21 protein-coding genes and 1 tRNA gene are annotated in these 25061 nt (G+C 34.7%); 15 read left to right on the top strand and 7 right to left on the bottom strand.

Annotated features, from left to right (window positions below):
• The first annotated feature begins 2 nt into the window (after nucleotides 1-2).
• The 3 genes from ASD98_RS05055 (at nucleotide 3) to ASD98_RS05045 (ending at nucleotide 1812) form a co-directional block, all read left to right on the top strand.
• Nucleotides 3-923, top strand: coding sequence for an AraC family transcriptional regulator (locus ASD98_RS05055; RefSeq protein WP_056201041.1), 921 nt, complete (start codon nucleotides 3-5; stop codon nucleotides 921-923).
• 70 nt (nucleotides 924-993) lie between these two features.
• Entirely contained in the window at nucleotides 994-1194 is a 201-nt protein-coding gene (locus tag ASD98_RS05050; RefSeq protein ID WP_056201039.1) for a hypothetical protein, read from the top strand.
• Nucleotides 1195-1239: 45 nt separating this feature from the next.
• The gene (locus ASD98_RS05045; protein WP_056201037.1) at nucleotides 1240-1812 is read left to right on the top strand and encodes a pentapeptide repeat-containing protein; all 573 of its coding nucleotides are present in this window, start codon (nucleotides 1240-1242) and stop codon (nucleotides 1810-1812) included.
• 148 nt (nucleotides 1813-1960) lie between these two features.
• Here the strand turns inward: ASD98_RS05045 and ASD98_RS05040 are convergent, their stop codons facing one another.
• The 4 genes from ASD98_RS05040 to ASD98_RS05025 form a co-directional block, all read right to left on the bottom strand.
• On the bottom strand, nucleotides 1961-3523 hold the full coding sequence (locus tag ASD98_RS05040; RefSeq protein ID WP_242412073.1) for a DUF5123 domain-containing protein: 1563 nt from the start codon (nucleotides 3521-3523) through the stop codon (nucleotides 1961-1963).
• Between the two features lie 48 nt (nucleotides 3524-3571).
• Complete coding sequence (locus ASD98_RS05035; protein WP_056201031.1) at nucleotides 3572-5353, bottom strand: RagB/SusD family nutrient uptake outer membrane protein; 1782 nt, start codon at nucleotides 5351-5353, stop codon at nucleotides 3572-3574.
• A 20-nt stretch (nucleotides 5354-5373) separates the two neighbouring features.
• Nucleotides 5374-8586 (bottom strand): TonB-dependent receptor, encoded by a 3213-nt coding sequence (locus ASD98_RS05030; protein ID WP_056201028.1) that lies wholly within the window; start codon nucleotides 8584-8586, stop codon nucleotides 5374-5376.
• 624 nt (nucleotides 8587-9210) lie between these two features.
• On the bottom strand, nucleotides 9211-10377 hold the full coding sequence (locus ASD98_RS05025) for an MFS transporter (protein ID WP_056201025.1): 1167 nt from the start codon (nucleotides 10375-10377) through the stop codon (nucleotides 9211-9213).
• Between the two features lie 102 nt (nucleotides 10378-10479).
• Here ASD98_RS05025 and ASD98_RS05020 point away from each other — a divergent pair, with 102 nt between their 5' ends.
• From ASD98_RS05020 to ASD98_RS23975, 7 genes are all read left to right on the top strand, one after another.
• Nucleotides 10480-11313: an AraC family transcriptional regulator gene (locus ASD98_RS05020; protein ID WP_056201022.1), complete on the top strand. Its 834-nt coding sequence runs from the start codon at nucleotides 10480-10482 to the stop codon at nucleotides 11311-11313.
• A 70-nt stretch (nucleotides 11314-11383) separates the two neighbouring features.
• Nucleotides 11384-11767: a hypothetical protein gene (locus ASD98_RS05015; RefSeq protein WP_056201018.1), complete on the top strand. Its 384-nt coding sequence runs from the start codon at nucleotides 11384-11386 to the stop codon at nucleotides 11765-11767.
• 173 nt (nucleotides 11768-11940) lie between these two features.
• Nucleotides 11941-12471, top strand: a complete 531-nt coding sequence (locus ASD98_RS05010; protein ID WP_056201016.1) for a DUF3347 domain-containing protein — start codon at nucleotides 11941-11943, stop codon at nucleotides 12469-12471.
• 2 nt (nucleotides 12472-12473) lie between these two features.
• Complete coding sequence (locus ASD98_RS05005; protein WP_056201013.1) at nucleotides 12474-13034, top strand: AraC family transcriptional regulator; 561 nt, start codon at nucleotides 12474-12476, stop codon at nucleotides 13032-13034.
• Nucleotides 13035-13383: 349 nt separating this feature from the next.
• Nucleotides 13384-15915, top strand: coding sequence for a heavy metal translocating P-type ATPase (locus ASD98_RS05000; protein ID WP_056201010.1), 2532 nt, complete (start codon nucleotides 13384-13386; stop codon nucleotides 15913-15915).
• A 9-nt stretch (nucleotides 15916-15924) separates the two neighbouring features.
• Nucleotides 15925-18162 carry a multicopper oxidase family protein gene (locus ASD98_RS04995; protein WP_056201007.1) on the top strand — a complete coding sequence of 746 codons (2238 nt, stop codon included), beginning with the start codon at nucleotides 15925-15927 and terminating at the stop codon, nucleotides 18160-18162.
• 271 nt (nucleotides 18163-18433) lie between these two features.
• Nucleotides 18434-18589, top strand: coding sequence for a hypothetical protein (locus tag ASD98_RS23975; protein WP_157849138.1), 156 nt, complete (start codon nucleotides 18434-18436; stop codon nucleotides 18587-18589).
• 120 nt (nucleotides 18590-18709) lie between these two features.
• Here ASD98_RS23975 and ASD98_RS04990 read toward each other — a convergent pair whose 3' ends face one another.
• Entirely contained in the window at nucleotides 18710-19162 is a 453-nt protein-coding gene (locus ASD98_RS04990) for a DUF4442 domain-containing protein (RefSeq protein WP_056201005.1), read from the bottom strand.
• Nucleotides 19163-19413: 251 nt separating this feature from the next.
• Here ASD98_RS04990 and ASD98_RS04985 point away from each other — a divergent pair, with 251 nt between their 5' ends.
• From ASD98_RS04985 to ASD98_RS04965, 5 genes are all read left to right on the top strand, one after another.
• Nucleotides 19414-19872, top strand: a complete 459-nt coding sequence (locus ASD98_RS04985; protein WP_056203192.1) for a DUF4870 domain-containing protein — start codon at nucleotides 19414-19416, stop codon at nucleotides 19870-19872.
• 123 nt (nucleotides 19873-19995) lie between these two features.
• Nucleotides 19996-20328, top strand: a complete 333-nt coding sequence (locus ASD98_RS04980; RefSeq protein WP_017498072.1) for a PadR family transcriptional regulator — start codon at nucleotides 19996-19998, stop codon at nucleotides 20326-20328.
• A gap of 3 nt (nucleotides 20329-20331) precedes the next feature.
• On the top strand, nucleotides 20332-22062 hold the full coding sequence (locus ASD98_RS04975) for a PspC domain-containing protein (RefSeq protein ID WP_056201002.1): 1731 nt from the start codon (nucleotides 20332-20334) through the stop codon (nucleotides 22060-22062).
• 3 nt (nucleotides 22063-22065) lie between these two features.
• On the top strand, nucleotides 22066-22803 hold the full coding sequence (locus tag ASD98_RS04970) for a head GIN domain-containing protein (protein ID WP_056200998.1): 738 nt from the start codon (nucleotides 22066-22068) through the stop codon (nucleotides 22801-22803).
• An 85-nt stretch (nucleotides 22804-22888) separates the two neighbouring features.
• A complete protein-coding gene (locus ASD98_RS04965) occupies nucleotides 22889-23722 on the top strand; it encodes a GIN domain-containing protein (protein ID WP_056200995.1) in 834 nt (277 codons plus the stop codon).
• Between the two features lie 161 nt (nucleotides 23723-23883).
• On the opposite strand, the gene trxB is transcribed toward ASD98_RS04965, so the two are convergent.
• Entirely contained in the window at nucleotides 23884-24831 is a 948-nt protein-coding gene (trxB, locus tag ASD98_RS04960) for a thioredoxin-disulfide reductase (protein WP_056200992.1), read from the bottom strand.
• A 154-nt stretch (nucleotides 24832-24985) separates the two neighbouring features.
• Nucleotides 24986-25060, bottom strand: a tRNA-Pro gene (locus ASD98_RS04955).
• Nucleotide 25061 lies beyond the last annotated feature (1 nt).

The raw sequence follows: 25061 nt of genomic DNA, 5'->3' as shown, positions 1-25061 counted from the left end.
GTATGGGCGCCAAGATAACCGAGAAAATAAAAACGTATAATCCTTCAAGATTTCGGGAGAAGTTTCTGGGAGAGGACAACCCTATTCATTTGCTTTTCAAATCAAATTCGGATCATTTTTTCTGTTTGGAGATTGAGGAAATTATGCAGATGCAATATCCGGTGCCGCCATCGAAACATTCTTGTCATACTTTAATTTTTATTTCTTCGGGTCAGCATGTTATGAAATTAGGCTATCAGGAATACATTACTACCGATAACGAAATAATTATGGTTCCCGCTGGTCAGATTTTTTCCCTTGACAATGTAAATAGTATACACAAAGGCTATATCTGCCAGTTTCATCCCGATATTTTAATTGGGAAATATGGCAGCCGTGAAATGCTGAACGAATTTGATTTTATGAAAATTTCCGGAAACCCAAAAATTACTTTAGCTTCAGAAGACGTTGCAAATGTTACTGCTGTTTTAGAACGGCTTCAAAGAGAATATTCTGAAACAACAACTGCAAATTTGAATATTGTTCAGTCGTATTTAATTGCTTTGTTTTATGAAATGAATAAAAATTCGGTTAAGAGTTCTAAAAATATTTCGGCCGCAGAAGTTATTACAAATAAGTTCAAAGAATTGATTCATCAAAATATTAAAACCCATCATTTTGTTCATTATTATGCTTCACTGCTTAATGTTACACCAAATCATTTGAATAAATCTGTTCGAACCGTTACCGGAAAATCGGCAGCAAAATGGATTGACGAAACCATATTGCTCGAAGCTAAATATCTGTTGTTTCAAACCACTCTTTCTGTAAGTGAAATCGCAATACAAGTAGGACTTGAAGACCAATCGTACTTTAGTCGGTTTTTTAAAAAGCACGAAGGAATTAGTCCTATTCAATATCGAAAAATGATTGATAAATCCTAATTATTGATTATTGCATCCTAATAAATAACAATACATTTTTCTGAAATTTGCATCTCAAAAAATGCATATTATGATTTATGTTTTTAAAACTTCCGTTGACAGTCGATCCAAGCTTGAGTCGGCTTCTGCCCTGCTTCAGGAATTACTGCCAAATACGTTATGGAATTTTGATCTTGAGGATTGCGATAATATTTTAAGAATCGACAGCGAACTTGATATTCCTGCTTTAATTCAAAACAATGGCATTTTTGATTGCAGCGAATTAGAATAAAATCAAGTTTATTTCTTCAATTTTTCAATTTCTTCATACCCTTTAATGGAAACAAAATTATACCAAAACCGAACTTTTGATACGGTAGATTACGCTGATCAAAGTTTATCGAATACTGAATTTGTGAACTGCGAATTCATCAATTGCAACTTTTCTAAAAGCGATTTAAGCCACAATGATTTTCTGGATTCTACTTTTAAAAACTGCAATCTTTCATTGGCGATTCTCAAAAACACGGGATTAAAAAACATAAAATTTATTGGCTGCAAACTGATGGGTTTGGATTTCAGCGCAAGTAACAGCTTTTTATTTTCCATGAATTTTCAGGATTGTCTTTTAGATTATTCCACTTTCATTTACAAGAAATTAAAGAAAACGAATTTCATCGATTGTTCAGTTAAAGATGTTGATTTCTCGAATACTGATTTGTCTTTGGCTGTTTTTAAAAATTGTGATTTATCGAATGCCACTTTCGTGGAATGTATTCTGGAGAAAACTGATTTTAGATCGTCTCGAAATTACGCTTTTGATCCTTCTGAAAATAAAATTAAAGGGACTAAGGTTTCGCATATTGCTCTTGCGGGGTTATTGGAAAAGTTTGACTTGGAGATTGAATGAGTTTTTAGTCGCAGTTTTCAGTTTTCAGTCTCGGTTTGTGTGTAATTGGCATGCGGATTTTCGCAGGTTGGAACGGATTTATTTTATACAAAAAGGGATGCAAAAAACTGCATCCCTTTAAACTAAATATGAAAAAAAATGAAATCATTTAATCCAGCCAGCGTGGATCTCCAATTTGGTTATCAATCAGGGTTTGATTTTTAACTGTAAAATCGCTTCCGGCTGGGTTTACAAATTGTGGATCTGCACTAGTTCCTGATGCGTCGATTTTATTTAAATTAATCGTTGCATCCATAAAACTTGGGGCATTAAAATAATAGTTTTTAGTAAATACTGGCTGCTCAGTATTGGCTTGATTGGTATAAATCGCAGTTGTTCCCGCTATCAAAGTGTTTTTTACCGTTGAAGCATTATCTAAAAACCTAACATATAAGATTCTTTTTGGAGCTGCCATATTTGAAACATTATACAAGGTACATTTATCAATTAAACTATTGGTTACTAAACCTGTTCCGGATAAGTTAGCCGCCACATCTGCTCTAATAAAATCACGAGATGAAGAACAACTGTCGAATGTACTGTTTTTAAGCACTATACTTGCAATGTAGGTGTTTCTGAAATCGATAAAATCAGCACCAACATTTGTATTTACATTTTTGACAATACTGTTATCAACCGTAAATGATGCTACTTTTGCATTTGTTACGTTGGCAGAAATTAAAGCACGAGTATAGTCATGAATATTACTTTTACTGATTAAAATATCTCCATAATTTGATGCTGCTCCGCTAATTGTTATTACGGCTGCATTGTTCAATCCTGTTCCATTCAAATCTAAATCTACCAACGAAAGATTTGTAACTCCCGGATTGACCGTAAACTTGACATTCAGTTTTGGTTTATCACCTGTTTTTAATCCTCTAATAATAAGTGATTTATTCAAAATTATTTCACCAGTAGTACTAAAAGTTCCCGGCATTAATAATAATCTTGAACCTGCAGGCGCGGCTGCAATACTTGCTGCTAAATCATCTCCCGGATTCACTACAATACCATTCGTAATATCGATTCCGGTTGTAAAAGTAGCAGTTCCTCTTGTTTTGGTTCCGTTTAATAATGTTGCTGTATAGTCTGTTTCACCAGTAAGTCCGTTTACTGTTGCAACTCCTGCCGTTTTTTCTGCAGGTGTTATAGTATGAATGATATTTCCCGGAGCAACAGAAATTTGTGTAACGTTGCTATTTGGTGTCCATCTTAAAGTAACAAATTTCGCATCTATATCAGCGTCCTGAACCGGGAAGAAAATTTGCTCTGAAAGCGTAGTTGCTGTTACTACAGACCATTTTGAGTCTTCCAATCCTGTTGAACCAACCGCTTTTACTCTAATCGAATAAACAGTTTCACCCTCTAATGCAACCTGAATTGGCAATTGTTCCGGTGTAACGTTAATAGTTTTAAAAATGGTTTTAAAGTCTGGATCATCTGCACTAAATTCTACTATGTAATGATCTGGATTTTCTTCCTCTTTTACTGACCAGTTTAACTCAACTGTAGTCTGGTTTCTGACTTTTGCTGTTAAACCAATTGGAGAAAATTCCCTGCTTGCATTTATGCTGTCTATAACTTCTTCGTTATAACTTTCACAGCCCGAAATAACAGCTGCCAATACTATTGAAGCTATTAATCCTTTTATTATATATTTTGTTTTCATAAACATGATGCCTTATAATTAATAAATAATTGTATGAGATTAATAACCCTAATCATTAGTTAATTTACCGTTACTTCCATCAATAAATACTTGCCAGATTGGCCAGAATTGTTTGTTATCAGGATTCATGCCGGCTTTATACAAACTATTGATTTTTGCATCGGTAGCAGTGCCTGTCCATGTCCATTCAAAAGAAGTATAATCAGCTCCCGGATTAGCAGTTTCTCCACGATTTAATCCGTAAATGTCTAAGCTGACATTATCGGCTTTAAATTTATAATATAAGGTTGTTGGCACTGTGGCGTATTCGCCTAAACGCTGCGATAAGTTTGTCATTTTAACTTTAGCTTCGTCTAGTTTCGTTTTAAGAAGATTCCAGCGAATAAGAGCTTGTTTGCGTTCCATTTCTCCTGTAAACTCAAATTTATTTTCTTCTACCAATGCTTTAAACATGGCGTCTTTGCTTGTTAAGGCATTTACGTAAGCATCTACTTTTACAGCCTGAGCTGCTGCAGGAAATGCTCTTCTGCGGATTTCTTTTAAATACGGAGCCGCTGCACTTGGGCCTTCTAATTCGTTAGCTGCTTCTGCTGCTATTAAAAGAACCTCAGCATAACGCATATAAATTTTGTTTACACCATCATCATTTGTTGAAGTTACAAAACGTGTCATCCACTCGTAACGGTATTTCCCAAAATACCATGTATTTAAAGCTCCTAATTCTTGTTTTGCAATATTGTTTACCGCTGTTCCATATTTGTACGGAACACAAGTTACATCTCTACGCGTATCTGCCTGATCGTAATCGTAAAAAACAAAAGGCAACGGTCCTGCAGTTCCTCCACGGTTCGGTCCATTTGCGTGAAATTGATCGTTTGTAGTATGGCGCACTGCAAATGTAAACAGCATACGGCCTCTTCCTTCTGAAAATGGAAGTTCCCACAATGATTCGCCGCCTGCTACTAAATATTCCTGATTGTATTTTCTCCAGAATGTTTCAAAAGAAGATTCTAAATGTGCAGATCCGCTTTCAATTACCGAACGGGATTCTGCCAATGCCAATGCGTACATATTGGCAACAGAAAGCTGCGGATCTGTACTTCTTCTTACTCCGTCAGGATATTGCTGATAACCGCTCGCAGCCATTGCCAAACGGGCACGGAATCCTTTTACGAAAGCTTTATTGATTCTTTCTACACTGCTTGTTGCGGTAGTTTCTCCAGGCCATGGCACTAATGTTGCTGCTTCGCCTAAATCTTTAAGCAGCTGTTTGTAAATTTCGTCACGGCTTGTTTTTCCTATATAAAGTGTTTCATTTGTTAGTGGTTCAAATCGGTACGGAACATCTCCAAAGGCCTTTATCAAATCAGCATAATAAATGGCTCTCAATGTTAAGGCTTCACCTAATAAATATCCTAAGTCTGATCCCGGTGTTGGATTACCATAAGTACGTAAACCGCGAACACAAAGATTGGCACGCTCAATTCCTGAATACATCATTGCCCAGGCATTGTTGGTTGTGTTCATTTGAGAATTATTTGCTTTTGCATCATACGTACATAAATCTGATGCATCACTTACAGTCTGTGAAGAATTATACCATTCTACATCTGTGTTTAATCCATAAAAAGGAAGAAAACGGCCTCTGTAAGAATTAGTTTCTGCAAACGGAATTTTAATTCCGTCTACGGCTCCCGCAGCTAAATCAGGACTGGAAAAAATAACCGATTCGTCTAATGTTGATTGTGCCGGAGCATCTAAGTAGTCATCTGAGCAAGAACAAAAAAGACTTGCAACAAACATTCCTGCTATTAATATTTTATGTTTCATCTTGTGAAAGTTTTACTGAATTAAAAATTAAGGTTTAAACCAAATATCAACTGTCTGCTTCTTGGATAAGCCGAATAATCAACCCCAGGAGTCAGCGGCGTATTTCTTCTTGTTGAAGCTTCAGGATCTTGCCCAGTGTATTTTGTCCAGACAAATACGTTACTTGCAGTTAAGTAAAATCTTAACTTAGAAACGCCTAAAGCAGAAGTTAAATCATTTGGTGTAGTATAACCTAAACTCAAAGTATTAAGTCTTAAAAAAGACCCGTCTTCTACTGCCCAGTCACTAAAAACATAACGCGGCATATAAGGCGACCACATTGTAGTATTTGCATTTAAGGCAGTAAGCGCTGCAGGATCTGTTACTAATTGTCCTGTGTTAGGATCAAAGTTTGTCCATCTTGTCCCGTCAGCCATTTCAGTATTTAAATTTCTATATTGTCCGTTTGGAATTGAAGTAGAAAATTCAACTTTGTTGGCATTGTATACATCATTCCCGATGCTGTAGTTAAATGCTGCAGAAAGATCAAAGCCATATGCATTGGCATTCAGCACAAAACCTCCTGTAGTTTTTGGATTTGCATTTCCGATAACCGTAAGGTCGTTAGCATCTACTTTCCCATCATTATTGATATCTTTTAACTTCATTGCACCTGGCTTCATAGTTCCTACAATTGTAGTTCCATCTGGTACTCCGGTTTTTAAAGTGTAAGTTCCTGCGTTATAATTGAAATCAGATACTTCGTAACGTCCGTCACTTTTATATCCATACATGACACCTATTGACTGGCCTACGTTTACTAAATAATCATTTCCAATAGCCGTGGAAGCCCATCCAGAACTTGCACCAAAGTTATTCATTACACCAAGTGAGTTAATTTTATTGGTGTTGAATCCTGCATTAAACGATAAGCTTACACCGAATTTTTCTCTTTCGATTAGGTTAAGATTTAAAGTTGCCTCAACTCCGCTGTTTTGAACTTCACCCATATTTCTGTACTGAAAATCATATCCTCCGGAAATTGGGAAGTTTATCAATAAATCTTTTGTAATGTTTTTATAAACCTCAACAGATCCCGTAACACGGTTTTTGAACAAATCGAAATCTAAACCTAAATTTTGAGTAACAGTAGTTTCCCATTTCAAATCCGGGTTTGCCATTGTTTTAGAAGGTGCCCAGTAATTATCAACACCGTTAATCCAGGTAGATGTTGTAGAGGTAAAACTCTGAACCATTTGTCCTGTCGGGATATTGTTGTTTCCTGCTTCACCATAACTTACTCTAAGTTTAAGCAAATTAACCCATGAAGCATTTTTCATAAACTCTTCTCCCGAAATTTTCCATGCTGCAGCTGCAGCCGGGAAAAATCCCCATTTATTATCACCTAAAAATTTACTTGAACCATCGGCACGATAGGTTGCTGTAAAAAGGTAACGATCTTTATACTCGTAATTTACACGACCAAAAAATGAAAGTAATTTATCATCCGGGAAATAGAAATTATCCACAGAAACCGGTGTTCCCTGAGTCGTTAATTTTTTGGCCTGATCCAAACCAAATGTTAATGGATAACCATGAATGGCAGTGTTTACATCATTTCTTTTGTATTCAATAGACTCTTCACCAAAAAGCAATTTTAAGTTATGATTTTCTCCAACAAATTTTTTCAAATCATAGTTCAGGGTATTTGCATTTCTAAAACGGGTATCTTTTCTGTCTCCCAATATCATGGCAGGCATACCTTGTCTTTCTGCCGCCGGATTATTTTTCACATAATAAGTAGAGCGTCCAAAATAACGATAGTCTAGGTAATTATAATTATCCAGACCTAATTCTGTTTTAAACACTAAATCTGAAGTAAGTTTCCATGAAAAACTTCCCAGCATATTAAAGTTTTTTCTAAACTGCTGGCGGTCAGTATCAGCAATAGCTACAAAAGGATGCGTTAAATTATCTGACACCGCTTCATCTGTATCATCAGTTGTTAAACCCGGAACCGGAATTGGAGCATATCCCACAATATTTTTTAAACGAGAATCTGCTGATGAAACCTCATTTTGTTCATTCATTCCCCCTCCATTAATTTCAGTATCTGAATAACGAACTGTAAAACTCAAATCTACTTTATCAGAAGCCTTACTGTTTAAAGCCAGCGACAAGTTGTTTCTGTTAAAATCTGACCCGTTCATGATTGCTTTTTCATCATAATGAGCATAATTGAAATTATAGTTCATTTTGTCTGAACCGCCGCGAATAGATAAGTCACGGCTTTGAACTTCACCTGTACGTCCAAAAACCTGTCTTTGCCAGTCATTACCTTTTATGCCTTTGTACATATCATAATCATTCCATGACCCAAAATATTTTTCATACGAACTTAGATCAGTGTTGTCCTTAAGCAAAGCATACTCATACTGCCATTTCACATAATCTTCAGGAGCTGTAACATCAATAGTATTGGCTATCTTTTTCATACCATAAAACATGTTATAGTTTACGGTGACTTTACCATCTTTACCTTTCTTAGTTGTAACAATAACAACTCCATACGCACCTCTGGAACCATAGATTGCAGTAGACGAAGCATCTTTTAATATGGTCATCGTATCAATATCAGAAGAAGAAATATCATTAATATTGTTTACCGGAAATCCATCTACAATGTACAATGGAGAAGCATCCTGCGTTAAAGAACCGTTTCCACGAATTCTAATCTGCACGTTTGAATCCGGCGAACCTTCAGATGAAGTTACCTGAACCCCTGCTATACGACCCGTTAAAGCTTCTGCTACGTTAGGAACAGGAATTTTACGCATTTCATTTCCAGAAAATGTAGCCACCGCACCCGTTAAATCAGATTTTTTTGAAGTACCATATCCAATTACAACAACCTCATTTAAGTTGTTTGAATCTTCAGACATAGTTGCATTTACTTTGGCTTTCCCTTCTGTAGGTATTTCAATACTTTTAAATCCTATAAATGAAAAGCTTAAAACCGCTTTTGGATTGGTCAATTTTAATTTATAGTGGCCGTCAAAATCTGTAGAAGTCCCGTTCTTCGTTCCTTTCTCCAGTACATTAACCCCTGGCAAAGAAAGTCCGGCTGCATCCTTAACGGTTCCTTCTATTGTCACTGTCTGAGCATTCGCTCGATTGCTCAACAGCAAACACAATAAAAAAACAAATGCAAAGCAATGATTTGCTCCCTTGTTTAATAAATCTTTAAAATTCATGGTTGTTTGTTTAAGTTAGTAAATTGTTTAAAAGTGGTTTTTGTGGTTCTTTTTTTGTTTGTAAGCCCTGTCTCTGCTAATAACAACAAAGAGTAGGTCTATACTATTTTTGAATTTTAATCATTCGTTTTTTGTAAGAATCGAAACTTCTATTAACAATGTCTAAAAAAGTTGTAATCGATTACACAAACATAGATATTTTTTTTATATAAAAAATTAAAATTCATAAAAATTTCATAAATAAGATTACATATTAAAAATAAAATAGCTTTTTTATACGACTTATGTAATTTTATCGATATATAAATATTAAATATATTATCGTAATTCGATGATTTGTTATGATTTTATCTAAAAAAACAATCGATTACAAGCTTACAATTTAATAAATTTTTAAGTGTGTTTTTAACATTTAATATTGATTCGAAAATCATTAATTTTTTTTAATCGATAGTATTTTTAACAAGCTTTTCTTTCAAAAAGAAATCCATAATTTGTTTTTGCCTTTCTATTTTAGCCATAAAAGAAGCATTCGAAACCCTAAACAAATCCTAAATAAATTTTGGGCACAAAAAAACCCTTAGAGATAATCTAAGGGTTTAATAGTTATTGAGAATATAAAACTTATGCGCTTTGAAGCTTCAAATCGTTCTTGCGGATTTTAATTAATGTCACCGTTATCAGCATTCCAACAATAGACATTCCAACTCCTATAAGATTTGGAGATTCATAACTATATCCCGCAGTTAAAGGTAATCCGCCTAGAAAAGCCCCAAGAGCGTTTCCTATATTAAAACTTCCCTGCAAAGAAGCCGAAGCAATCATCTCTGCTCCTTTTGCAGTTCGTATCATCAACATTTGAATTGGTGCAATAACTGAGAAAGAAATAGCACCCGTTAAAAATGTTAAAAACAATGAAATATATTGATTTGATGAAAAGAAGTAAACTAAAACCAAATCGATCGACATGACAAACAATAATGCCAAAGTGGTTGGTGCAGGTGAATATTTATCTGCCAGTTTTCCACCGGCAAAATTTCCGACTACCATTCCAAGCCCGGCAAGAATTAAAATATACGAAACATCACCTTCGCCAAATTTAGAAACGTTAATTAATAAAGGCGCGATATAACTGATCCAGGCAAATAATCCTCCAAAACCAATTGCAGTGATACCGATAATTAACCAGGCTTCGGTTCTCTTGAAAAACTCTAATTGTTTCTTCATATTTACTGTTTCACCTTTATCTAACTTTGGCATCCATAAGGTAATAAGCAAAAAGGTTAACATGCCTACAATTGCAATTAGCACAAAAGTATAACGCCAGATAAAATTATGACCAATATAAGTTCCGATAGGAACACCAATTAAATTAGCCAGGGTTAAACCCGAAAACATAATAGCAATCGCCTGTGCTTCTTTTCCTTTATCGGCTAAACGGCTTGCAACTACTGCACCCACTCCAAAAAAGGCTCCATGCGGTAATCCCGATAAAAATCGCGAAGCAAATAAAAAATTATAAGAAGGTGCAATAATCGAAAGCGCGTTAAAAACCGTTAACATTAAAGCTAAAATTAAAAGCATTTTTTTAGGTGGAAAATTTCTTCCAAGTATTACTAATAAAGGAGCACCAATAACAACTCCAAGTGCATAGGCAGAAATTAAATATCCGGCAACAGGAATACTAACTTTCATATCTGAAGCGATATCAGGAAGAAGACCCATCATTACAAATTCGGTTATACCGATTGTTAAGCCTCCAAAAGAGAGTGCAATAAGACTTTTTTTCATTTGATTTGATAAGAAAGGGAAAGACTTTCTACAGTGCAAATTTAACACCATTAAACAAGAAAATAGTTGTACATTTACAACATAAACTTGTAATAATAAGACATGCCGAAATTAAATCAATTTGAAACTCTTGTCATTCATGAGTTCGAAGATGAAAAATTTCATCTGCCGCCTCACACCCATACCTATTACGAAATCATATATATAAAGAAAGGAAGCGGCGTTCACCACCTCAACAATAATTTTCTTCCTTATAAATCCGGCGACCTATTTGTGATTTCGCCAGAAGATGAACATTATTTTGATATTAAAAAATCAACTCGCTTTGTTTATATCAAATTCACTGATAATTATTTTAATTCTAAACAAAATTTAACCTGCGATGAATTCTTAATTCACACGCCGGAAAATTTTATGCGGGATAAATTATTAAAAGAAACCGTTTTAAAATTAGACGATCCTTGCAAAACGATTCTGAAAAACACAATTGAGAATATAACAGCTTATAATTGTAAAACCGATGTTTCAACTTCTCCCATAATCTTTTATCAAATCCTTTCTATTTTTGGTTTAATAAAAGAAACGATAAGAGGTATGAATTTGCGAATGGAATCGACGCATATCGACAACGAACAAATTGCCACTTATATTCATCAGAATATTTATAACCCGAAATTAGTTCAGATAAAAGTCATTGCCAGTCATTTTAATATTGCCGAAACTTATTTTAGTGCTTATTTTAAAAGGACTTTCTCTATCAGTTACCGCGAATACATCAATAACCTGCGAACAACTTTAATCGAAAAACGCATTCATAACGACAAGCTTTCTATTAAACAAATTGCTTACGAATTTGGTTTTACTGATGAAAGCCATCTTTCTAATTATTTTAAAAAGAAGAAAAACATGAAGCCGACTGATTTTAAGAAAACATAAAATTTGAAATCTTAAATAAGTAACTGCTCTTAAAAAAATTATCTAAATTTGTAATTCCAAAGCATTTTCATTGAAGAAAAAAGTCCACATATTACTTTTCCTTTTAACTCTTGGCTTCTTTTTGATGTCCAGTTCAAGTTATGCGTGTGGAAAATCTGCTGAGAAAACTTCGTGCGAAAAGAAAGCTGCTTCTAAAAAAGAGAATTCAGATTCTTGTCAGGAAAATTGCTGCAAGAAAGGTCATGACTCAAAAGACCAGCACGGCTGCAGTGGAAAATGTGATCATTCGAGCTGTACAACTACTGCTTTACAATTTAGTCTGCTTACCACAAACGAATTTGAATTCGAAAATAATCTCTTTAATTTCTCTCCTGAGAAATCTATATCTTACTATAAAACCGCCAGTATTTCTGATGGTTTTACCTCTATTTGGTTAATTCCAAAAATAAAATAATTCTATTTCTGACAGCCATAATTATGTTCTGCCACGAAGGCACAAAGGTTCGAAGAAAAAATTAAACTTTGCTCCCTATAGCTATCGGGATTCCGAGATTAAAACATCCTATAAAAAATTAAAATTATTTAACTTAGAGAAAAAATTACATTCTCTGTCAAAATTTACATACAATGAAAAACACAATATTAACTATAGCAGCAATAATCACATTATTATTTTCTGCAAATACAATTCAGGCACGTGCAGCAAAAACAGAAAAAAATGCAATTGAGATTACAGAATCAACACAATTGCAAGCTGTTTATGATGCTTATTTTACTGTAAAAGATGCTTTAATTAAAAGCGATGCTAAAGCAACTTCGGCGAAAGCCAAAGATTTATTAGATGCTATTACTGCCATAAAAATGGACAAACTAAAAAGTAATGAACATACTGTATGGATGAAAGTGGTAAAAAAATTAACCGCCGATGCCAAAAGTATTTCAGGTACTTCAGATCTTAAAAAACAGCGCGAAACTTTCAAATCACTTTCTAAAAGCACTTACGATCTTATAAAAGTTTCAAGTCCAGACCAGCCGGTTTACAAGCAATATTGCCCAATGGCAGATGCAGACTGGTTAAGCAAAGAAAAAGCAGTTAAGAATCCGTACTACGGTTCTTCGATGCTGACTTGCGGAAACGTGGTAGAAACCATCAAATAAATATGAAGCTCTACATCAAAAACATGGTGTGCGCCCGATGCAAAATGGTTGTGGAGTCTGAGTTGGATAAACTCGGACTTCAGACTATTTCTGTTGAATTAGGCGAAGTCGAACTACAAGATGATATTACCGATTCTCAAAAAGAAATTTTGCTTAAAAACCTGCAAGCTTTAGGTTTTGATTTATTGGATGATAAAAAAACCAAAACTATCGAGAAAATAAAAAACCTCATTGTCGATTTGGTTCATCATAAAAACAACGAACTCAAAATCAATTTATCTGATTATTTAGCAGAAAACCTCAACCAGGATTACAATTCGCTGAGCAATCTTTTTTCTGAGATTGAAAATACAACCATCGAAAAATACTTTATCAGCCAAAAAATAGAAAAGGTAAAAGAGTTATTGATTTACAATGAGCTTTCATTAAGCGAAATTGCCGATCTTTTAAACTACAGCAACGTAGCACATTTAAGCAATCAGTTCAAGAAAATTACGGGTTTTACCCCTACTTATTTCAAACAGCTGAAAGATAAAAACCGTATTCAGATCGAGAATTTGTAATTTTTTTTAACCGCAATCCCGATAACTATCGGGAGCAAAGGTTTACGCAAGGTTCTCAAAGATTATAAACATAGCCAATGGTTTCAACCATTGAAACGCAATGATTTTCTATAACATACGTCCCCAAGGTTAAAACCTTGGGCTATGTTTTTCTACAAAGTACCCAAAGTTATTCACACATAGCTTTGCGAACTTTGCGCTTTTTATAAATACAGCATGTCAAAAATTCCTTGCGCTCTTTGCGGTTAAACAACATTTAGTAAATATTACAAATCATTCTCAAAATTATACAAACCGTTGTAAATCTTACTTCGGAAATTTGCATTGTAATACCTTAAAAACGAAAACAATGACGCATCAATATATAATTTCAGGAATGTCATGCAATGGCTGTCGAACCAAAGTTGAAAAAACGTTAAATGAAGTTGAAGGAATTCATGCCGAAGTAACGTTAGATCCGCCATTGGCAACCATAACAATGGAAAAACATGTATCAACAGAAAAATTTCAGGAAGTTTTATCTGCTGTTGGGAAATATACTATTGAAATGGATTCTCCTAAAAAAGACGAATCTGAAGTAAAATCATGTTGTTCAGGTCATAAAAAAGAAGACCATTCGGCTCATCATCATAAAAAAGAAAAAACGGCAATTCCTCATAATGCAACCGGAGTTTTTTACTGCCCAATGCATTGCGAAGGCGATAAAACCTATAACAAACCCGGAGATTGTCCCGTTTGCGGAATGGATTTGGTACCTCAAATTGCCATTGGAACACAATTTACCTGCCCAATGCATCCGGAAGTTATTTCTAATGAACCGGGCGACTGTCCAATCTGCGGAATGGATTTAGTGCCAATGCAGACATCTGATTCTGACGAAAACAAAACGTATACCGACTTACTAAAGAAAATGAAGATTGCGACGTTGTTCACGCTTCCTATTTTCATTATATCAATGTCAGAAATGATTCCGGATAATCCGCTTTTTAAAATCATGTCGATTGAAAAATGGAACTGGGTTCAGTTTTTATTTTCAATTCCGGTTTTGTTTTACGCCGGATGGATGTTTTTTACCCGCGCCTGGAAATCGATTATTACCTGGAATTTAAATATGTTTACTTTAATTGGTATCGGAACCAGCGTTGCTTTCCTCTTCAGTATTGCCGGAATGTTCTTTCCCGATCTTTTTCCATCAGAATTTAAATCACATCACGGAACCATTCATCTTTATTTTGAAGCTGCAACAGTCATTATAACTTTAGTTTTATTAGGACAATTATTAGAAGCCAAAGCGCACGGACAAACCAATGGTGCGATTAAGGAGTTACTAAAATTAGCCCCAACCGAAGCTACTTTGGTAGAAAACGGAAATGATAAAACTATTTCAATTCACGATATTAAAAAAGGGGATTTATTGAGAGTTAAACCAGGAGAAAAAATTCCGGTTGATGGAAAAATAACTTCCGGAGAAAGTAGTATTGATGAAGCTATGATTACCGGAGAACCAATTCCGGTAGATAAAAAAACGGGCGACAATGTGATTTCGGGAACTATAAACGGAACCAAATCATTTGTTATGATTGCCGAAAAAGTAGGTTCAGAAACTTTGCTTTCGCAGATTATTCAAATGGTAAATGACGCCAGCCGTTCGAGAGCGCCAATTCAAAAACTGGCGGACCGTGTTGCTAAATATTTCGTTCCAACCGTAGTCGCTGTATCTATATTGACTTTTATTATTTGGGCAAAATTTGGCCCTGAACCTTCTTATATCTACGGATTAATCAATGCAATTGCCGTTTTAATTATTGCCTGTCCTTGTGCTTTAGGATTGGCAACTCCAATGTCGGTTATGGTGGGCGTTGGAAAAGGCGCACAGCACGGAATTTTAATAAAAAATGCCGAAGCCCTCGAAAACATGAATAAAATCGATGTTTTAATTACCGATAAAACCGGAACAATTACAGAAGGAAAGCCAACTGTCGAGAAAATTTATGCGATTGATAATAACGAAGATTTTCTATTGCAAAACATTGCTTCGCTAAATCAGCACAGCGAACATCCTTTGGCGCAAGCCGTTGTTAATTTTGCTAAAAATAAAAACCAGCAATTACTTGAAGTTCCAGATTTTGAAGCCGTTGCCGGAAAAGGAGTTTTAGGAACCGTAAATAATTCAAAAATTGCATTAGGAAATAAAAAATTAATGGAACAGATTAAAGCTTCGGTCTCTGATGATTTTGAAAGCAAAATTACAGCCGAGCAAAATCTGGGAAAAACAGTTTCATACATTGCTGTAAACAATATCGTTTCGGGTTACGTAACCATTACGGATGCCATAAAAACAAACAGTGCCAAAGCAATCAAAGATTTAATTGATCAGGGCGTTGAAGTGATAATGCTTACAGGAGACAATAAAAATACAGCCAAAGCGGTGGCAGATCAGCTTCATTTAAGTTCTTTTAAAGCCGATTGTCTTCCTGAAGATAAACTGAGAGAAATTGAACGTTTGCAAGCCGAAGGAAAAATAGTCGCAATGGCCGGCGACGGAATCAACGATGCTCCGGCTTTAGCCAAAGCCGATATTGGAATCGCGATGGGAACCGGAACTGATGTTGCCATCGAAAGTGCTAAAATTACACTCGTAAAAGGCGACTTAAACGGAATTGTAAAAGCTAAAAAACTAAGTTTTTCCGTAATGAAGAACATCAAGCAAAATCTTTTTTTTGCTTTTATATACAATGTTTTGGGTGTACCAATTGCAGCAGGAATTTTATATCCAGTATTCGGAATTTTGCTTTCGCCAATGTTAGCTGCGCTGGCTATGAGCTTAAGTTCGGTTTCGGTAATTGTAAATGCATTGCGATTGCGAAACCTCAACCTTTAAAAAATCAATATGAAACTACATACTATTTTAATTGTCTTTTTGATTGCTTTTAGTTCCAATGCTCAAAAAGTAGTTCGTTATGATTTACACGTTCGCGATACGATTGTCAATTTTTCCGGAAAAGAAAAACGTGCTCTTACTGTAAACGGGCAAATTCCGATGCCGACATTAACTTTTACGGAAGGCGATATTGCAGAAATTTACGTGCATAACGATCTAAAAAATGAAGATACAGCACTGCATTGGCACGGATTATTTCTTCCGAATAAAGAAGACGGCGTTCCGTATTTAACGCAAATGCCTATTAAACCCGGAACGACTCACAAATACAGTTTTCCAATTATTCAGAACGGAACGTATTGGTATCACAGTCATTCGGGATTACAGGAACAAATTGGTTTGTATGGTCTTTTCATTATTAATAAAAAGAAAGACGATCCTACTTTTAGAAAAGGTATTGACGATTTGCCAACCGTTCCGATTATTTTAAGCGAATGGACAGATCTTAAACCCGAAAATGTACAGCGAATGTTGCATAATGCCAACGATTGGTTTGCTATAAAAAAAGGAACCACTCAAAGTTATGCCGAGGCGATCAAGAAAGGGCAGTTCTCGACAAAAGTTACCAACGAATGGAAACGTATGAATGCTATGGATGTGAGTGATGTTTATTATGAGAAATTCTTGATTAACGGAAAAAATGAAGACCAGCTTTCGCAGTTTAAAGCCGGAGATAAAGTCCGATTACGAATTGCAAACGGAGGTGCATCCAGTTATTTTTGGCTCACATATGGCGGTGGAAAAATAACGGTTGTAGCCAGCGACGGAAACGACGTTGATCCTGTTGAAGTAGATCGCTTAATTATTGCTGTTTCTGAAACATATGATGTTGTCATTACGATTCCCGAAGATAAAAAGTCCTTTGCATTTTTGGCTACAGCCGAAGACAGAACCGGATCTGCTTCTTTATTTTTAGGCGAAGGAGCGAAACAATCTGTCAAACATCTTCCCAAATTAAAATATTTTGAAGGGATGAAAATGATGAACGATATGATGAAAATGAACGGCGAAATGAATGATATGGGCATGAAAATGTCGCTCAATAAAATGGACATGAATGCCGTAATGTATCCTGAAATTTCTGGAGAAGAGGAATCAGCAAAAACAGAAGATCATTCAATGCACAATATGGAAGGCATGGAAATGCCAGATGATTCTACCTCAACTTCTGAAATTGTAACATTAAATTACGGAATGCTGAAATCTCCAACCAAAACAACATTACCCAAAGATGCTCCGGTAAAAGAATTACGTTTTACATTATCCGGAAATATGAATCGGTATGTTTGGAGTCTGGACAATAAAGTAATTTCTGAAACGGATAAAATCTTAATTAAAAAAGGAGAAAACGTTCGTATTGTATTGTACAACGGATCGATGATGCGCCACCCCATGCATTTACACGGACACGATTTTAGAATTCTGAATGAACATGGTGATTATTCTCCACTAAAAAACGTGATTGATATTATGCCTATGGAAACCGACACGATCGAATTTCAGGCAAATGCCGATGGCGACTGGTTTTTTCATTGTCACATATTATATCACATGATGGCAGGAATGGGACGCATTTTTAGTTATGAAAATTCGGCTCCGAATCCATTAATTCATCATCCCGAAATGGCATATAAAATGCTAAAAATGGACGATCGCATGTTCCATCTTATGGCCGAAAATGATTTTGCCACAAATGGAAATGACGGAGAAGCCATGTACAGCAACACACGCTGGAGCATTGGAACAGAATGGCGTTTGGGTTATAACGACAAACACGGTTATGAAACTGAAACTCATATTGGCCGATATATTGGCAAAATGCAATGGTTTATGCCTTTTATAGGTTTTGACTGGAGATATAGAAAAATGGGAATAGACGAACAAGAACAAAATCTTTTTGGGCAAAGCAATACAAAAGACAATCGTTCGGTTTTCAGTATCGGAGCAGAATATACGCTGCCAATGCTTGTAAAAGCTCAGGTTGAAATGTATACCGATGGAAATGTGAGAATCCAGTTTGAACGAAAAGACATTCCTCTTTCCAGACGTTTGCGAATGAATTTAATGTGGAATACGGATAAAGAATATATGGCCGGATTAAAATATATCGCTGGTAGAAATTTTGGAATTACGACACATTATGACAGCGATATGGGGATTGGTTTTGGGCTTAATTTGAATTATTAAACAAGTGTAGTCCCTATGGGACATTTAGTGATGTTATTTTACTTTCTACCGATATTTTATCTCTACGAGATATCTTTTCTATTAAATACTCCGTTAGGAGTATAATATCGGTAGAAAAAAAATAACCCGCATTTAAAATTGTCCCGTAGGGACTACATAAACATTTCTACATTAACTTATTGTTGACAATTTCCAAAACTAAATCGTACTATATTTGAACCAGCATCTTCAATCAAAAAAGAAAAATACTAACAACTAAATTTTACAAAAAATGCAAAAATTATTTACCGTTTTAGCCATCGCTTTATTTACAATTGGATTACAAGCTCAGGATACTACAACCGCTAAGAAAGAAAAAGCTAAAAAAGAATCTTGCTGCAAAAAAACAGACGCTAAAAAAGACAAAAAATGCTGCGCTAAAAAATAATCGCAGCACGCATTAAATTTAAAAGGCCTCAAATATTTGAGGCCTTTTTTATGGTGTTCTTTTTCGCCACGAATTCACGAATTAATTTGTGAAAAATTAGTGAATTCGTGGCGAAAAAATCTATTTTAGTCTAATGCTCCATTCAAAATCCATTTCAGAAACCTGAACACCTTCTTCATTAGTTCCAATAGATTTCATCCAGAAGGTCTGCCCCTCGCCTGTTGCAATGGTCTGCTGAATGGCTTCGGCAATTAAATGTCCGTCATTGCAGACAAAAGTTATTCTTCCTGTTGCTTTTTTGGTGAAGTTTCCTTTATTATTGGCTACAAGCATTGAGATTTTTTTACCGCTTTGCTGAATTTGCGAAATAACCAAGGCGCCAGTTGTTAACTCTGCAGCCATTGCCTGAACTGCGAAATACATCGAATTAAAAGGGTTTTGATTAATCCAGCGGTGTTTTACACTTACAACACATCTGTCTTTGTCAATTGCTTTTACGCGTACGCCGCAAAAGTATGCCGACGGTAATTTGAATAATACAAATTTGTTAAGTTTAGATACGGATATTGCCATTTGATATATTTTTTATGTAAAAATACAAAAAAACTATGCACGCACAATAAATTGATATTACTTTCTAAAACTAGCAGTAAAATCAATATCTAGCAATGATTTTCAGTTATTTATATTTCTTAAACTCATTTTGTAATTGTTAATATTTTGTTAATATTTGGTACTATGCAAAACAAGATACTGTCTTTTAGATATATATTTGCATAAGAAATTACTATATGCTTTTAATCATTCAATCAAAACCACTCATCATGGAAAAATCATCAGAAAAGAATACTTCGGCATTCGCACATTTAAGTACATTAAGTCAATACATTATTCCGTTTGGAAATTATATTTTTCCAATCATCATTTGGTCAAGTTATAAAGACAAATCGGAGTTTGTAGATCATCACGGAAAACAAGCTTTGAACTTTCAGTTAAGTTTATTGCTTTACACATTAATTCTGGCTTTAATCGCAATCCCGATTTTTGTTACGGTTTTTTTACAGAATCTTCCAATCGAAGCTGTTTTTAATGACAATGAAGATTTCTACATCAGAAATTTCAATTTTGAAGGAAACATTGGCCTTTTAAGTATTGGAGCTACGGCAGTAGTACTTTTTGGACTTTTAAAATTTGTTGAATTCTTTTTAGTGATTTATGCTTCAATAAAAGCTTCAAACGGAGAATTATACAAATATCCGCTAACGATTCCTTTTATAAAATAAGACTTCGTCTTCGCTCAGTGTAACAAAAAGATTAAAGGTTATAGCACAAAAACAATCAATCATCAATCAATCATCATCAATCAAAAAACGAATTGTTCAATCTAAAAAAAACAAAATGAAATTATGAACATTGAAAACACAAAAGCACAGATGCGCAAAGGTGTTCTTGAGTTTTGCATCTTATCTGTTCTAAAAGAAAAAGACGCATATACATCTGAAATATTAGACACTTTAAAAAACGCGAAATTACTAGTTGTTGAGGGAACAGTTTATCCGCTTTTAACTAGATTGAAAAACGACGGTTTACTAAATTATCGATGGGAAGAATCGACATCGGGACCACCAAGAAAATATTATGGATTAACCGAAATCGGGCAAACATTTTTAAACGAACTTAGCGGTACCTGGACAGAATTGTCTGACGCCGTAAAACTAATCACCAATCAAAATCAATAAGTCATGAACAAAACAGTAAATATTAACTTAGGCGGTATGTTTTTTCACATCGATGAAGATGCATATTTAAAATTGACACGCTATTTTGACGCTATAAAACGATCACTTAACAACTCATCTGGACAAGATGAAATTATTAAAGATATCGAAATGCGTGTTTCTGAATTATTAACAGAAAAACAAAAAAGCGAGAAACATGTTGTTGGACTGAAAGACGTTGACGAAGTGATTGCGGTAATGGGACAACCTGAAGATTACATCATTGACGAGGAAGAAAAATCAAATCAGTCTTTTAATAATTATAGTGGAAGAAGTCACAAAAAATTATACCGTGACAAAGAAAATGGTATGATTGGCGGTGTTGCAACCGGTTTGGCTCACTATTTTGGAATTGACGCTGTATGGATCAAAATCGTATTCTTAATATTTGTTTTTGCAGGTTTTGGAACTGGAATTTTAGCTTATTTCGTTCTTTGGATTGTAACGCCTGAGGCAGTTACAACTTCTGAAAAACTAGAAATGACAGGAGAACCGGTTACGATTTCGAACATTGAAAAAAAAGTTCGTGAAGAAATAGAGTCATTATCTGATAAATTTAAAAATGCAGACTATGACAAAATGGGAAACCAGGTAAAGTCGGGAGCTGAGAGAATAAGTAGTTCATTTGGAGACTTTATCATGACGGTTTTTAAAATCTTCGCTAAATTTTTAGGAGTAGTTTTAATCATGTCCGGAATTGTGGTTTTAATCATGTTAATGGTTGGGGTTTTTACCTTAGGAACGAATGCTTTTGTTGATTTCCCTTGGCAGAACTTTATTGAAGCCGGAAACTTTACAGAATATCCTATTTGGTCTTTTGGTTTATTGATGCTTTTTGCAGTTGGGATTCCGTTTTTCTTCTTAACATTATTAGGATTTAAATTGTTGTCTCCAAACCTTAAATCAATTGGTAACATTACTAAATATACTTTGTTAGCCGTATGGATTATTGCTGTTGCAATCGCAATTAGTATTGGAATTAAACAAGCTACAGAAATCTCTCGTGATAATAAAGTGGTAGAAAAGAAAACAATTGCCATTACATCAAAAGATACTTTGTATGTAAAATTCAGATACAATGATTATTACGCTAAAGATTTATATCGCCATGGAGATTTTCAATTTGTACAAGATTCAGCAGGTAATGATTTAATTTACTCAACAGATGTACGTTTACACGTTTTACACACTGATGAAGCATCTCCTTATATTCAGGTAGAAAAAAGCGCAAGAGGAAATTCATTTACAAATGCTAAAAAAAGAGCAGAAAAAATCAATTTTAAATACCAGGTTATTGGAAATCGTTTAATTTTGGATAATTATTTTCTGACAGATGTTAAAAACAAATTTAGAGGTCAGGAAGTAGATGTGTTCTTATATTTACCAGAAGGTCAATTATTTAAACCAGATGCATCTATACAAGATTACGATGACTCTGAAGATGATTTCTTCAACTTACACTTCAGCGGAAATTACAATTATAAAGTAGAAGGTTCAAAAATTAAATGTTTGAACTGCCCTGCAGAAGAAGTTGATGAAGATTATGATGGAGAATACCATGAAGAAAATCATATTGAAAAAGATACTGTAAACGAAGTTTCTATTAAAATAAATGGAAAAGAAGTTCTAAACGGAAAAAAAACAAACGGAAAGCTAACCACTGATAAAAACGGAGTCATAATTAAAATTAACTAAGCCATGATAAAAATAATCATTCATATTACGAAATTTGTTATTGCCACAATTACTGCATTATTGTTTGCCTCATGTAATAACTTTAACATGAACACTATTGAGGGCAGTGGCAATGTTACAACAGAAAAAAGAATTGTTCAGGGAGATTTTAAAAACATCGAAGTAAGCAATGCGATAGATTTAGTTATTCAGCAATCTGATTCGGTAGACATTACAGTTGAAGCTGATGATAATCTGCAAAAAGAAATCATCACAACAGTTGAAAACGGAACTTTGATTATTAAATGTAAATTTTCTTCATTCCGTAACGTAACTCAGAAAAAAGTAACAGTAAAAATGCCTCATGTTGGCAGAGTCGAAGCATCTAGCGCTGCGAGTGTGTTAAGTAAAAATACACTTCAGGGAGAAAGCATAGAGTTGGAAACATCAAGTGCTGCATCAATGCATGTAGATGTAGAATCTGATAATATTTCTTGTAATTCAAGCAGCGGAAGCTCAATTGATATTAAAGGAAAAGCATTGAAAGTGCAGACTTCAGCGTCTAGCGGCTCTTCAATCGAAGCTGGAAAATTATTAGCAAATGATGTTGATGCCGATGTTTCGAGCGGAGCAGTTATAAGTGTTCATCCTATTTTAAGCTTAAAAGCACAAGCGAGCAGCGGTGGAAATATTAACTATAACAATGTTCCAAAGACTATCGAGAAAACTGCAAGTTCTGGAGGAAGCGTTAGTCAAAGCTAACATTTTTAAACTGTTAAATATAAAAGAAATCATTCATCTAAAGTGGATGATTTTTTTATATTTGCCAAAATCAAATCTAGAATAAATGAAAAAAAATACAGCCCTATTCCTATTACTTTTGGTTACAACATTAACTTTTGCTCAAAAGAGAGAAAAAGTAAAAGGATCTAAAATTGTAACTACTTCTATTAAGGACGTAGGAAGCTTTGATGCCCTTGAAGCCGATGATAATATAGAAGTTTATCTTGAAAAAGGAGAAAAAAACGAAATCAAAATTGAAGCCGATGACAATCTTCATGAAATCATTGGAATGGATTTGAGAGATAAAACACTTCGTTTATATACCTCAAAAGAAAGTACGATTTTCAAAAAGCTTTCGGTAAAAGTTACTTATACTAGTTCACTAACGAGAGTAATTGCAAAAAACGAGGCTAAAATTTATGCTATTCAGGAAGTTCAATTAGATGATATTACTTTTAGTAGTTTTGATTATTCCAGATTATACCTGAATGTCAATTCAAAAAAGTTCAATTTAATTGCTGATGACAAATCAAAAACAGAGTTAAACTTAAAAGCCGAGGATGGAAGTTTACAATTGAGCAAAAGCGCTTCTATCAAAACTTTAGTTTCTGCTATTAAATTTAAATGTGATTTGTACCAAAAAGCAAATGCTGCTATTGAAGGAATTGCTGAAAAAGCTACTATACGTTTAGATAATAATTCGGTTTTCACCGGAACAAAATTTACTTTGAAAGATGCTAATGTAACCGCAGAAAACAATTCTGTTGGAAGCATTTTAGCCGAAACTACTGTTTCAATTGCAGTTGGAGACAAAGCTGAATTATCTTTATTTGGAAATCCAAAAATTGAATTAACCCGTTTCTCTGAAGAAGCTAAGTTGATTAAGAAGATTAAATAATTTTTTTTGTTTCAGGTTTTTCTTGTTTCAGATTTCAGGTTGAAATTAGGGACGTTAATTATAAAAGAAAATCCCAGTCTAAAATTTAGACTGGGATTTTTTATTTTTAAGTTTTACGTTCCAATAACTTGAAACAAAAAAACCTGAAACCTGAAACAAACTTACTCCTTTGAAGCTAAATAACGCTCTGCGTCAAGTGCAGCCATACATCCAGTACCCGCAGCAGTAATTGCCTGACGATAAACGTGGTCTGCAGCATCTCCGGCAACGAAAACACCTGCTACATTTGTATTAGAAGTTCCAGGAGTATTTACGATATACCCGGTTTCGTCAAGAGTGATGTAATCTTTAAAGATATCTGTATTTGGTTTGTGACCAATTGCTACGAAAAATCCGGTTGCAGGAATTTCGATAACTTCTCCAGTTGTTTTGTTTAATGCTTTAATAGCATGCACTACGTTATTATCACCAAGAACTTCAACAGTATCATGATTCATTAAAATCTCAATATTTTCTGTTCTACGAACGCGTTCTTCCATAATTTTCGAAGCTCTGAATTTCTCGCTTCTTACTAACATCGTTACTTTTTTACAAAGCTTAGATAAGTAATGTGCTTCTTCACAAGCAGAATCTCCTGCTCCAACAATCACAACTTCCTGATTGCGGTAGAAAAATCCGTCGCAGACAGCGCAGGCAGAAACTCCGCCTCCCATATTTAAATAATGCTGTTCTGATGGTAATCCTAAATATTTAGCTGTAGCACCTGTAGAAATAATAACCGTTTCACAGTGCAATTCGATTGAATCGTTAATCCAAACTTTATGAATATCTCCAGAAAAATCAACCTTTGTAGCCCAGCCATCACGAATATCAGCTCCAAAACGCTTTGCTTGCTCTTGTAACTGAACCATCATTTCTGGTCCTGTAACACCATCAACATAACCAGGGAAATTTTCTACTTCATTAGTCGTTGTCAATTGACCTCCAGGCTGCATACCTTGATATAAAACCGGATTCATGTTTGCTCTGGCTGCATAAATTGCTGCAGTATAACCTGCAGGGCCAGAACCTATAATAAGGCATTTAATTTTTTCTATTGTATCTGACATAATGTGATTCTATTAATAATTTGATGGTGCAAAAGTAAGTTTTTATTGTTGGAAAAAAGAACTCAATTAATCAGTTTTTACTATTCTAAAATAGAGAATTAGATATAACGTAAAATGAAAAAATCCTTTCTGTAAATTACAGAAAGGATTTTTGTCGGGGTGGCAGGATTCGAACCTGCGGCCTCCTGCTCCCAAAGCAGGCGCGATAACCGGGCTACGCTACACCCCGT

It is taken from the genome of Flavobacterium sp. Root186, assembly GCF_001428525.1.
Classification (GTDB): domain Bacteria; phylum Bacteroidota; class Bacteroidia; order Flavobacteriales; family Flavobacteriaceae; genus Flavobacterium.
This window is presented reverse-complemented; position numbering and strand designations above follow the sequence as displayed.

Bases quoted from the DNA above. Each gene is read 5' to 3' on its own strand.
- ASD98_RS05055 (WP_056201041.1), top strand. From the start codon at position 3: ATGGGCGCCAAGATAACCGAGAAAATAAAAACGTATAATCCTTCAAGA.
- ASD98_RS05050 (WP_056201039.1), top strand. From the start codon at position 994: ATGATTTATGTTTTTAAAACTTCCGTTGACAGTCGATCCAAGCTTGAG.
- ASD98_RS05045 (WP_056201037.1), top strand. From the start codon at position 1,240: ATGGAAACAAAATTATACCAAAACCGAACTTTTGATACGGTAGATTAC.
- ASD98_RS05040 (WP_242412073.1), bottom strand. From the start codon at position 3,523: ATGAAAACAAAATATATAATAAAAGGATTAATAGCTTCAATAGTATTG.
- ASD98_RS05035 (WP_056201031.1), bottom strand. From the start codon at position 5,353: ATGAAACATAAAATATTAATAGCAGGAATGTTTGTTGCAAGTCTTTTT.
- ASD98_RS05030 (WP_056201028.1), bottom strand. From the start codon at position 8,586: ATGAATTTTAAAGATTTATTAAACAAGGGAGCAAATCATTGCTTTGCA.
- ASD98_RS05025 (WP_056201025.1), bottom strand. From the start codon at position 10,377: ATGAAAAAAAGTCTTATTGCACTCTCTTTTGGAGGCTTAACAATCGGT.
- ASD98_RS05020 (WP_056201022.1), top strand. From the start codon at position 10,480: ATGCCGAAATTAAATCAATTTGAAACTCTTGTCATTCATGAGTTCGAA.
- ASD98_RS05010 (WP_056201016.1), top strand. From the start codon at position 11,941: ATGAAAAACACAATATTAACTATAGCAGCAATAATCACATTATTATTT.
- ASD98_RS05005 (WP_056201013.1), top strand. From the start codon at position 12,474: ATGAAGCTCTACATCAAAAACATGGTGTGCGCCCGATGCAAAATGGTT.
- ASD98_RS05000 (WP_056201010.1), top strand. From the start codon at position 13,384: ATGACGCATCAATATATAATTTCAGGAATGTCATGCAATGGCTGTCGA.
- ASD98_RS04995 (WP_056201007.1), top strand. From the start codon at position 15,925: ATGAAACTACATACTATTTTAATTGTCTTTTTGATTGCTTTTAGTTCC.
- ASD98_RS23975 (WP_157849138.1), top strand. From the start codon at position 18,434: ATGCAAAAATTATTTACCGTTTTAGCCATCGCTTTATTTACAATTGGA.
- ASD98_RS04990 (WP_056201005.1), bottom strand. From the start codon at position 19,162: ATGGCAATATCCGTATCTAAACTTAACAAATTTGTATTATTCAAATTA.
- ASD98_RS04985 (WP_056203192.1), top strand. From the start codon at position 19,414: ATGGAAAAATCATCAGAAAAGAATACTTCGGCATTCGCACATTTAAGT.
- ASD98_RS04980 (WP_017498072.1), top strand. From the start codon at position 19,996: ATGAACATTGAAAACACAAAAGCACAGATGCGCAAAGGTGTTCTTGAG.
- ASD98_RS04975 (WP_056201002.1), top strand. From the start codon at position 20,332: ATGAACAAAACAGTAAATATTAACTTAGGCGGTATGTTTTTTCACATC.
- ASD98_RS04970 (WP_056200998.1), top strand. From the start codon at position 22,066: ATGATAAAAATAATCATTCATATTACGAAATTTGTTATTGCCACAATT.
- ASD98_RS04965 (WP_056200995.1), top strand. From the start codon at position 22,889: ATGAAAAAAAATACAGCCCTATTCCTATTACTTTTGGTTACAACATTA.
- trxB (WP_056200992.1), bottom strand. From the start codon at position 24,831: ATGTCAGATACAATAGAAAAAATTAAATGCCTTATTATAGGTTCTGGC.